Annotated in this window: 13 protein-coding genes; 12 read left to right on the top strand and 1 reads right to left on the bottom strand. The window is 30.2% G+C overall.

Going from position 1 to position 10,856, the window contains the following annotated elements; genetic code table 11:
* Positions 1-46 precede the first annotated feature (46 nt).
* The 8 genes from DW1_RS11495 to DW1_RS15820 all read left to right on the top strand — a co-directional run bounded on the left by DW1_RS11495 (position 47) and on the right by DW1_RS15820 (position 5,615).
* Complete coding sequence (locus DW1_RS11495) at positions 47-691, top strand: hypothetical protein (protein ID WP_074350764.1); 645 nt, start codon at positions 47-49, stop codon at positions 689-691.
* A gap of 211 nt (positions 692-902) precedes the next feature.
* The gene (locus DW1_RS15695; protein ID WP_200800518.1) at positions 903-1,046 is read left to right on the top strand and encodes a hypothetical protein; all 144 of its coding nucleotides are present in this window, start codon (positions 903-905) and stop codon (positions 1,044-1,046) included.
* 45 nt (positions 1,047-1,091) lie between these two features.
* Entirely contained in the window at positions 1,092-1,301 is a 210-nt protein-coding gene (locus DW1_RS15690; RefSeq protein WP_200800517.1) for a hypothetical protein, read from the top strand.
* A 13-nt stretch (positions 1,302-1,314) separates the two neighbouring features.
* A complete protein-coding gene (locus tag DW1_RS15940; protein WP_278335756.1) occupies positions 1,315-1,443 on the top strand; it encodes a winged helix-turn-helix transcriptional regulator in 129 nt (42 codons plus the stop codon).
* 385 nt (positions 1,444-1,828) lie between these two features.
* Entirely contained in the window at positions 1,829-2,680 is an 852-nt protein-coding gene (locus tag DW1_RS11485) for a M23 family metallopeptidase (protein ID WP_074350762.1), read from the top strand.
* 102 nt (positions 2,681-2,782) lie between these two features.
* On the top strand, positions 2,783-4,666 hold the full coding sequence (locus DW1_RS11480) for a DUF5050 domain-containing protein (RefSeq protein WP_074350761.1): 1,884 nt from the start codon (positions 2,783-2,785) through the stop codon (positions 4,664-4,666).
* 196 nt (positions 4,667-4,862) lie between these two features.
* The gene (locus tag DW1_RS11475; RefSeq protein WP_242942488.1) at positions 4,863-5,459 is read left to right on the top strand and encodes a transposase; all 597 of its coding nucleotides are present in this window, start codon (positions 4,863-4,865) and stop codon (positions 5,457-5,459) included.
* A 3-nt stretch (positions 5,460-5,462) separates the two neighbouring features.
* Positions 5,463-5,615 (top strand): hypothetical protein, encoded by a 153-nt coding sequence (locus tag DW1_RS15820; protein ID WP_242942487.1) that lies wholly within the window; start codon positions 5,463-5,465, stop codon positions 5,613-5,615.
* Here the strand turns inward: DW1_RS15820 and DW1_RS11470 are convergent.
* Positions 5,603-6,025, bottom strand: a complete 423-nt coding sequence (locus tag DW1_RS11470; protein ID WP_074350760.1) for an IS110 family transposase — start codon at positions 6,023-6,025, stop codon at positions 5,603-5,605. The genes DW1_RS15820 and DW1_RS11470 overlap by 13 nt on opposite strands.
* 357 nt (positions 6,026-6,382) lie before the next feature.
* Here DW1_RS11470 and DW1_RS11465 point away from each other — a divergent pair, with 357 nt between their 5' ends.
* From DW1_RS11465 to DW1_RS11450, 4 genes are all read left to right on the top strand, one after another.
* Entirely contained in the window at positions 6,383-7,267 is an 885-nt protein-coding gene (locus DW1_RS11465) for a C39 family peptidase (RefSeq protein WP_074350759.1), read from the top strand.
* Between the two features lie 66 nt (positions 7,268-7,333).
* Complete coding sequence (locus DW1_RS11460; RefSeq protein ID WP_074350758.1) at positions 7,334-8,461, top strand: hypothetical protein; 1,128 nt, start codon at positions 7,334-7,336, stop codon at positions 8,459-8,461.
* A 210-nt stretch (positions 8,462-8,671) separates the two neighbouring features.
* Positions 8,672-9,433, top strand: a complete 762-nt coding sequence (locus tag DW1_RS11455; RefSeq protein ID WP_074350757.1) for a transposase — start codon at positions 8,672-8,674, stop codon at positions 9,431-9,433.
* Positions 9,434-9,594: 161 nt separating this feature from the next.
* Positions 9,595-10,722, top strand: coding sequence for a DUF5050 domain-containing protein (locus tag DW1_RS11450; protein WP_074350756.1), 1,128 nt, complete (start codon positions 9,595-9,597; stop codon positions 10,720-10,722).
* Positions 10,723-10,856 lie beyond the last annotated feature (134 nt).

The raw sequence follows: 10,856 nt of genomic DNA, 5'->3' as shown, positions 1-10,856 counted from the left end.
AAAATAGAGCGTATTTCTAAAATCACTTAGACAGGAGGTGAAAACAGTGAAAAGAATTTGGACGATTGCATGCATTATTATAATCTTAGGATTGACATCAAGTGTACTAGCAGGTTCTGATTTGTTTGGGACTATAAAACAACTACAGGACAATGAATATAAATTATATAACCTGTGTTCTTTTGAATCAATAAAGGATTTTAAAGCAATATATCCTAAGGCATCAGTTGTCAATAAATTATTAGAATATGAATTAAAAGATTTAATGGTAACAGAAAATCCACTTAGTGATCCGAAATTTTATAAAGAATTAACTAATGATAACAAGTCAGAATGGCAACATGATCTATCTTTGATAGATTATCTACAGATTACCTATTGGAATGAAAGCTCTGAGATAATTAAACTTCACTATAAAAATGCATCAAGGCTCTTTATACCTCAATTGAAGGACTACACCTTAGATAAGATTCCAATAGGAGAGTTGAACTATAACATCTACCATGATGATAATAGTATTCATTTTATAACCTTTGATAAAGAACTTTGGGGTAATAAATATAACGTACATGTAGAGCTTCTTAAAATAACAGAAGATGATTTTTCAATTAAGCAATTTGAGAAGTACAAGGATAAATATGAATTGATTAAATTTCTGAAATCACTTTCCCTAGAAAACTTGATTCAATAAAGGTTATATAGGTTCTTAGTACGGGCACAAGGTGGGAAGCAGGGGGACGGGGTTACTGCTTCATTTTTATTTTTTGTTGTTAGTGATTTTACAAACTATTATTAATCGAAAAATTATACCTTTTTCATCTTAACCCAATATATATAAAAGTAAGAGAGCGTGGGATTGATTTACAACAATTCCCATGTTATACTAGAAAAGGGTGGTGTTTGTGCCAAGAAAAGCAAGAACAAAAAGTGAAAGTGGTATATATCATATAATATTACGAGGGATAAATCATCAGGATATATTTTTAGATGATGAAGATAAACGTAGGCTAATGGAAATATTAGAGAATTATAAAGAAATATGTTGATATCAGTTATATGCCTTTTGCATCTTGGGTAATCTTTTTCACTTATTGCTCAAAGTAGAAACAGAGCTACTTGAGCAGGCTATGAGACGTATTTGCAGAAGCTATGTTTACTGGTACAACAGAAAATATCAGCGTATGGGCAATCTTTTTCAAGATCGCTTTAAAAGTGAGCCCGTAGAAGATGATAAGTACTTCATCACTGTATTAAGATACATATATCAAAATCCGATAAAAGCAGGTATAAAAAAGGTTTAAAGTAAAGTTAATTGTGATTCAAAATAAATCAAAAGAAGAAAAAGAAAGAATTTTAAGAGAACTATTGAAAATTAAGGGAGTATCGACAAGACAACTTGCTAGAGCGACAGGAGTATCACCTAATTTAATATGGAGACTGTGAAGCAATAACTCCGTCCCCGTGCTTCCCCCGTGCTTCCCCCGTCCCCGTGCTTCCCCGTGCTTCACCAAATACATTTGCTTTAGGCGTTAACAAATGATGGAATAAATGTTACCATTTAACTAAGCTTACCGGTGGGCTTAAAATAGTTTAAGCAATAACACAGTTTCTTAGCTTCTTGAACTTTATAATTGGATTTTAAGAGGGTGATTCCGTTGGGAATGGAAGTAAGTATTTTTAATTGTTATTAACGCTTAAGAAGCATCGTTCATATTACTACATAAAACAAGTTGTATATTCTATTATGCTAACAATCAAATAGCTTTAATTTCAATACCTAGTAAGTTGCTAATAATTTGATAAAACAATAAACTAAGGAGGGGCAAAAATGAAAAGAGGCTTTTGTTTTATACTTGTCTGTTTAATGACGATTAGTAGTGTGGCTTTTGCACTTGAAGAAAATATTAAGATTGGGCAAGAGACATTAAATGATGTAGAACCTCAAAATTATGGTGGTATCTATTATGATATAATTTGGCCTACTACTTCGACAAAAATTAACTCGCATTTTGGAATGAGAGGGGGAGCAATGCATTACGGGGTAGATGTCGCACCTGTTAAAGCAAAAGTTAAAGGGGACAAGATAAGTGCAATTGCAGCAGGGAAAGTAATGGAGGCTAGAAGCATTGGAACCTATGGGAATGTAGTATATTTAAATTCAGAGATTGAAAAAACCTATATTGGTATTGAGCCAGAAAGTTATTCTGAAGATGATAAGGGAACAAATTCAAAAGGCATTAAGCCAATGGATGTAACAATAACTTTGCTAAGACAGTCCAGATATGCTCATCTCGACACTATTTCGGTAACAGCTGGAGCTAATGTAAATCGTGGCGCTAAACTTGGAACTATGGGAACTACAGGAGGATCTACAGGTGTACATTTACATTTTGAAATCAGAGATATAAGTTCCATGGACGAAAAAAATCCTAGTAATAATGCCGCACGTGACCCGTTAATTTATTACCCTAATATCAGTTTCCAATCATTAGGTGTCTTTGATAGAAAAGGTAACTTTTATGGAGTTGAGGATCTTTTAAAACTAACACAAATCGAAATTGCTAAATTAGGGATTTCTAAAGAAGATATAAACGTGCTTATTACAGATGATTATGTAAAGGAAATGATTTTCGAGTCGGACCTTAACAAATTAAGGATTATAAGTAATTACTTGAAATAAATCAAATAATTACCTGTAAATAATTAGAATAAGTATGTCCAAAAATCTAATTTAGGTTTTTGGACATACCTGTAAAAAATGAAATCAGAAGGAAGGATGGACATGTATTTTAATAATCCTAAAAATAGAGGTCATAAATTATTTGTTTTGATAATTTTAATATTTTTGCCAAGTTTTAGCATTGTTAGTTGCAACAGCTCAAAATCTGTAAATGAGACTTTAAAGACATATGAAGTTGATCCTATTATAGAGATAAAGGATGTTGAAGAAGAAAAAGTAATTACAAGTCAGGTTAATAGTTTTCTAAGCAATGGTGGGGGTGTTGCATATTATGATAATGGATGGATTTATTTTAGCCGTAGAAAAAAAATGAACTATGGGGATACTTTAGAAATAGGTGAATTATATAAAATGAAAGAAGATGCTACTGGGGTGACAAAGCTGTCAAATGATTCTGCATCTAATATTTTTGTTAAAGATGATTGGATATATTATATTAATAACTCAGATTTTAGGACTTTTTATAAAATAAGAACAGATGGAACAGATAGAAGAAAAATAAATGATGAACATAGAATGTTTAATTTTATTTATATAGATGGGTGGGTATATTTCAATGAATATTTGAATAAGAAAGGTCAAGGAATTGGATATCATGGTTCACCAGGCTCTTATCTAGCTACAGCATTTTCTAGGATGAGGATAGACGGTAGTGATTATCAAAGAATATTAGATATAGAAATATCGGACTTTAGTTATGATGATAAGTATATATATGGAAGAGATGTGAGTTACGAAGCAGAATATGCACAGGGTGGTATAATACGAATAAAAAGAGATGATTTAAGGAATGAAAAACTAGAAAAAAATAAAATCAATTATGAAATAGTATTAGAGAATCCTATATCAGGAACACACCTAACAACTTTAGATAATAGGATTGTATATTACGACATAGGAAATGATAAAACATGTATTGTAGAAAAAAGTATTGAAGATTCTACGAAAAAAGAGCTTATAGATATCGAGTTATATACCTTTAATATAAAAAATGGATGGCTTTATGGTAACATCTATTTTTCTAATGAAAAGAATAATGATTTAGATATGCAAATTTTTAGGCTAGATAAAAACAATAGAGAAATTCTCGCTGAGTTTAGGGATAATAGCAACACCAGATTTAGTATTGTAGGTGATTGGATTTTATATACTGCATATGGAACTCAATATGCATTGAGTTTAGATGGAAAAGAAACTAAAGTATTAGTTGAACCATATTCTGCGATTGGTGATGAAGAGAAATATGAAGCCAAGAATAAGATAGATGAAATCAAAGAAATTATAGAGTATTTCTCACAAAAAGGTCACTATAATGGAGAATACTTAAACTTTCTAACAATAAAAGCTTTAGAAAATAAATATCCGTTTAGTAATTTTGGGGTGGTAAGTGAGGACAATTTTTTTTATAGTTTAGATGATTTATTTAAAATGACTCCAGATGAAATATCAAATGCAAATATTATAATGGAGGAACTAGATATACTTAAGTTTAGATTAGAGTATTATAAAACTCTAGTTGAGAATAAAGAAGAATTTATTACAATAGATGAAGAGGAAATAAGTGATGCAATCGAGATAATTGATTATTTTAGGGATTTTTTAGATTACCTACAAGCCAATAATTATATCCAGAGCATAGATAATGAAAGTAAATTCATTGACCTGACAATGATAGATGAAGATATATTGTTCGAGGATATTGAAACGACATCTTTTAAGTGGTTGATGCGCAAAGATATACCTAATAAAATATCATTGAAAGATTTTATAGTACTAAATAAAGATGGAGAGTATTATGATTTAGAGTACTTATTAGGACTTACTCCTAAAGGTATAATAGATTTAGGTATCAGAATGGAAGATTTGCTGAAGATTAAATCCAATCTCGATTTTATAAAAGATGTAATAGAAAAGCATGTTGGTTAGGGAAGCAGGGGGACGGGGTTACTGCTGAAGCAGGGGGACGGGGTTACTGCTTCATTTTTATTTTTTGTTGTTAGTAATTTTACAAACTATTATTAATCGAAAAATTATACCTTTTTCATCTTAACCCAATATATATAAAAGTAAGAGAGCGTGGGATTGATTTACAACAATTCCCATGTTATACTAGAAAAGGGTGGTGTTTGTCCCAAGAAAAGCAAGAACAAAAAGTGAAAGTGGTATATATCATATAATATTACGAGGGATAAATCATCAGGATATATTTATAGATAATGAAGACAGACATAAATTAATTGAAACACTAGCACATTATAAAGAAATATGTGGATATCAATTATATGCCTTTTGTCTCATGAGTAATCATTTTCATCTATTGCTTAAAGTAGGAACAGATCCACTTGAGCAGATTATGAGACGCATTTGTGGAAGTTATGTTTATTGGTACAATAGGAAATATCAGCGTATAGGTAATCTTTTTCAAGATCGTTTTAAAAGTGAGCCCGTAGAAGATGATAAGTACTTCATCACTGTATTAAGATACATACATCAAAATCCGATAAAAGCAGGTATAGCAAAAGATATAAAAAATTATAAATGGAGTAGTTATATAGAATATATAGAGGATAAGGGTTTGACAGATAGGGAATTTGTCTTAAAAATGTTTAGCGAGGACAAAAGCAAAGCTATAATAGAGTTTGTTAAATATACTGAAGAGAATAATGATGATGAGTGTCTAGAAATTGAAGAAAAAGCAATAAGATTATCTGATGAATAGCTTATGAAAATAATTGAACAGAAGTATAAAATGAAGCCAATTATGATACAAAACAAATCTAAAGAAGAAAAGGAAAGAATTCTAAGAGAACTATTGAAAATCAAGGAGACATCAACAAGACAGCTTGCTAGAGTGACAGGGTATCACCTAATGTAATAAGGTTTAGATGTGATTCTTCCACATCTAGCAAAATCAGCAATAACATAGGCACCTAAAGGATCAGTCTTATCCATATCAACAAATGACTTTCTGTAATTAGCAATGGTTGTAGGATTAAGACAGTATACAAGAGGCTTGTATGCTAATAGTATTTCATTTGAAGCTAGAAAGTTTGCAATGTGAGTACTGTAAAAAGAAGTAGATTCCAAGGCAATAACAACATATTTTAGGTTATTAGAAACTAAATAACCAATAATGTTAACTAAGATAGACTCAGTACCAGGTTGATTATTTAAAGCCTTTAGGTTAAGAAGTTTATTGCCTTCAAAATCAAGAGCACATAAGACATTAGTCTTTGAGCTTACATCAATACCTACGAATAAAGTTGAAAGAATATTGTTCTTCATAAAATCACCACCTTTCTTATGAAATGGGGAACAAATAGTAAAAGAGATATCCTAATCTTAGCTGCTGACTGAAACCTCGCATTATTAGCATTCATCTTTGAAAACTATCTTGCTGATGAGCTAATCAAAGAGATGCAGCAACTGAAGTAAGCAGAATGTGACAGCTAAGTCAGGAAGCATGCTTTTTTAAGCAATAACCAAATGGTTTTGCTAGGAGTGAAAGAATTATCCTTTGCTAACTATTCTTAATACTATTGTAGTATTAGGATATACCAATTAAAAATTGTATTAAAAATAAATATGCTTAAACATCATAAAATAATTGGGTTTAAACATATTATACGAGGAGTGTTTAAGGTGATAAAAAGATATATTGCGATACTGCTAATGATAATGATAATAAGTACATCTGGAATCCCAGTTGTGTTTGCGAACACTGAGTATAGAAGAAATGACAATTATGAAATTGAAGACTATGCTCCAGTTATAGGGGATTTTCAGTATGATAGTGAGTATGCTGCTAAGATAGCCAGAAAAGAGCAAAAAGCTAAAGAATATTACAGAGCAAAAATGTCTGGAAATTCTATACTTGCAAGTAGCATACTGAGTGAAATTAAAGCAACTTATGATGAAGTAGCTAATGAACCAGAATATAGTTTAGTTCCACTTTATTCAGGGAAAAGGTTAGCTATTTATCAAGTACCTCAAGAGAAAGATTATTGGTGTGGCTATGCTGCAATAAAAAGCCTTCTTGACTATGAAAATATAAATAAGTCCCAATCAGTTATTGCAGAAGAAGTATATGACAGATATTCTTCATGTCCTTGGTATATTTCTAATGGTAACTCTCGAGACCAGTTTCCTGTACCAAACTATTTAACTGATGAAATAGGATTTTATTATGTTCCATATCCTTATGGTGAAGCTGGAACTACAAATATTGAAGCATCTGATATTGATTGGAGAATTGTTTCGACAATTGATTCTGATCATGGGCTTGTAGTATGTGGAATATCATATGGGAACATTAAGGGTCACGAAAGTATACTGCCAGGATATCCTGCAAGAAAAATTGGACATTGGTTAGCAATTGATGGATATAAGTTAGATGGTGATGAAATTTGGATTGTTGATCCAGCTAAATCAGATGAAGTTAGCTTTTCTGATAATATATCTGCTTATTATTCTATTACATCTACTAAGTTGGCAGCCTATGCAAAATCAAAAGGTATTGTTTGGTAATGTAACTTACCTGAACACAGTGTATTTCACTGTGTTCAGGTTTCATATGGAAGGAGGTTCTTATACATGTCTATAGCAAATAAATTAATAAAATTTTTATTCGCTTTAATAGCTTGTTTTTCTCTCATTGCGTGTAACCAAAATATTTCTGAGGTAAAAAATATTACTTCACAAAATGTTAATTCATATGAAAATGTGGAAAGCATTTATGAAATTTATGTTCCTATATGTGATGCGAACGAAGTGCTAAAAATTGAAGAAGTTATGTTACCTGAAAAATTGAATGGTATGAATATGTCTTGTAGTAAAATATATAACGAATCTAATGTAATAGTCGTTTTATATACAGAAAGTCCAAATATTGTAATACATGAAATAGGAATGTATAACTTTGAAACTGATAGATATAAGAAATTAATTAATATTGATAAAAATATGGATTTTGAGATTTGCACTTCTAATGATAATTATATGATTGTTAAACTTTCAGAAGATGATTGGAGAACTTGCCAATTATATTACTACAACTTTACAAAGATGGATTTAGTAAAGTTCTTTTCATATACTGTAGATACAAATACAAATGCTTTATATTTTCAAAGCGAAAACAACATTTTGTTAATTGATGATAAAGTTTATTTTGATGACTTTTACATGGATACAAACGGGAAGATAAGAGTAAATCTATATGAATATACAATAGAAGAACAGAAATTAATAACTTTGTTCGAAGATGCTCAAAACCCCATGCTTTATAATGGAAATGTTGCATCTTTCAGAAAAAACAGCGAGGGTAAGTTCAAAGATATTGTTTCTAATGATAATATAGTACTGATCAATACTAGAGATCTTAAGGACATTGTAGCAAATGAAAACGGATTTTATTGTATTGAAAACAAAGAAACAAATCATACAACAAAAACAACACTTTTTCAAATTACAGATATGATTAAAAACAAACCAGTTTTATCGACATATTCATCTATTGCGAATCTTAGGTCAAATAATAGATTTGTTGCATGGGTAAATTATTATGATGAAAAACCATATATTTATGACACTGAAAAAGAACAATTAGTATTGTTCAGTGATGTTTCTAGTGGAATAAATAATTTTTGTTTTTCAGATGATTTAGGAGTATTAATCAATACTAAGGATAGTAAAAACAGGTTTTATTTATTCAAATCAAGATAACACGGTAAGAAGCAAGGGTGAAGCAAGGGGACGGGGTTACTGCTTCATTTTTATTTTTAATTTTTTATTGTTAGTAACTTCATAAGTTATTATTAACTGGAAAATTATAACCTTTTTTTATTTTAAACCAATATATAAACAAGTAGAGGCAAGAGGGTGTGGGATTGATTTACAACAATTCCCATGTTATACTAGAAAAGGGTGGTGTTTGTGCCAAGAAAAGCAAGAGTAAAAAGTGAAAGTGGTATATATCATATAATATTACGAGGGATAAATCATCAGGTTATATTCCTAGATGATGAAGATAGACATAAATTAATTGAAACACTTGCACATTATAAAGAAATATGTGAATATCAGTTATACGCTTTTTGTCTTATGAATAATCATTTTCATCTATTGCTTAAAGTAGGAACAGATCCACTTGAACAGATTATGAGACGTATTTGTGGAAGCTATGTATATTGGTACAATAGGAAATATCATCGAATAGGTAATCTTTTTCAAGATCGTTTTAAAAGTGAGCCCGTAGAAGATGATAAGTACTTCATCACTGTATTAAGATACATACATCAAAATCCGATAAAAGCAGGTATAGCAAAAGATATAAAAAATTATAAATGGAGTAGTTATATAGAATATATAGAGGATAAGGGCTTGACAGATAGGGAATTTGTCTTAAAAATGTTTAGCGAGGACAAAAGCAAAGCTATAAAAGAGTTTGTTAAATATACTGAAGAGAATAATGATGATGAGTGTCTAGAAATTGAAGAAAAAGCAATAAGATTATCTGATGAAGAGCTTATGAAAATAATTGAACAAAAGTTTAAAGTGAAGTCAATTATGATACAAAATAAACCTAAAGAAGAAAAGGAAAGAATTCTAAGAGAACTATTGAAAATCAAGGGGATATCAACAAGACAGCTTGCTAGAGTGACAGGGGTATCACCTAATGTAATATGGAGATTATGAAGCAATAACTCCGTCCCTGTGCTTTACCCGTCCCTGTGCTTTACGCCTGTGCTCTAATTAAATACTTATGTTTCATTGCCGACATATACTAATGATATTAACTAAAAATACCATATGTACATATTATGCACCAAATATATTTGTGCAAGGGGGTATAGTCTTTGAAAACAAATAATAGGAAAATATTATTATCTATTGTATTTCTTTCCGCATTATTTATTTTTTTTGTACTTTTCAGGATTTATGAAAAATCTACTGATTCGTGGCTGGATTACAAGATCATATCAATGATTAAGCAAAGTTATAACTTTGTAACAACTGAAAATTCAGAATGGATATATTTTTCACAGAAAAATTCTACAAATAAACACGATAACTTTGGTACCTTATATAGGATGAAAAGTGATGGAACTAAAATAGAAAAAGTTTTAGAAGATGTGAGTATTTCGGGCTTAGTAATAGATAAAGACTATTTGTACTATTTAGATGACTTTAGGTATTTAATAGAACATAATGAGATGGATGTTAGGAAAGTTTTGGAAGAAGCCAATGGAGATAATGTGTGGTACCTAAATGATGAGCAACGATTGTATGCACTTTCGTTAATTGATTTTTCAACTACTTTAGTAAGTCCCAATAAAGGAATATGGGAGTATATTATAGTTGATGGATGGATATATTTTACCGAAGCCTCAGAGAAAGAATATGTTTCCCAAATGAGCAAAATGCGACTTGATGGTACAGACTATACTGTTTTGATACCTATTACAAAACCCCATGGGGGTTGTTCCAATCTAATCTATAAGGACGGGTATATATTTTTTAATTTATATGAAAATGATAATTCAGTTTATAAGATGTCCGTTGAAAATGACGATATAGAACTCGTATTAAAAGATTCAGGTAACCTTTATTCTATTACTGATGAGGCTATTTTAACTTTTAATGGATTAGATTTTAAAATATTTAATTTGGAAACAGGTAGTTCTGAGGATTTGATTAAGATTGATTTAGATGAATATGTTATTGATACAATAAAATATTATAACGATGCAATATATGCTATAGGAAATAAAAGAGACCAGTTTTCGACAACAAGAGAGTTATTGAAGATTACTAAAAAAGGCTATGAAGTGGTGTATGATGAGTATTGGGTTGATCAATTTGGTATCCAAGGTGATTGGCTGTTTTTTTTAGTTTCAGATAATCCCAATAATATTCTTGAAAAATCTCTATATAGGATAAATTTGATTAATGGTGAAATTATGAAAATAGATTTGAATTCATAATGTTGATAAAATCTAATGTTAATATTTACAGCCGATTTATAAATTCACAATATAAGTATGTGATTTAAATGAAAGATTACAAAAGCGTTAGAAAGTAAATTATTATTAGAACTATAATTGGTGGAATTAGACAC

Source organism: Proteiniborus sp. DW1 (assembly GCF_900095305.1).
Lineage (GTDB): Bacteria > Bacillota > Clostridia > Tissierellales > Proteiniboraceae > Proteiniborus.
This window is presented reverse-complemented; position numbering and strand designations above follow the sequence as displayed.

What these genes read in the sequence shown, in the direction of transcription:
- DW1_RS15820 (WP_242942487.1), top strand. Translation starts at nt 5,463, where the DNA reads ATGAAAATAATTGAACAGAAGTATAAAATGAAGCCAATTATGATACAA.
- DW1_RS11480 (WP_074350761.1), top strand. Translation starts at nt 2,783, where the DNA reads ATGTATTTTAATAATCCTAAAAATAGAGGTCATAAATTATTTGTTTTG.
- DW1_RS11470 (WP_074350760.1), bottom strand. Translation starts at nt 6,025, where the DNA reads ATGAAGAACAATATTCTTTCAACTTTATTCGTAGGTATTGATGTAAGC.
- DW1_RS11485 (WP_074350762.1), top strand. Translation starts at nt 1,829, where the DNA reads ATGAAAAGAGGCTTTTGTTTTATACTTGTCTGTTTAATGACGATTAGT.
- DW1_RS11460 (WP_074350758.1), top strand. Translation starts at nt 7,334, where the DNA reads ATGTCTATAGCAAATAAATTAATAAAATTTTTATTCGCTTTAATAGCT.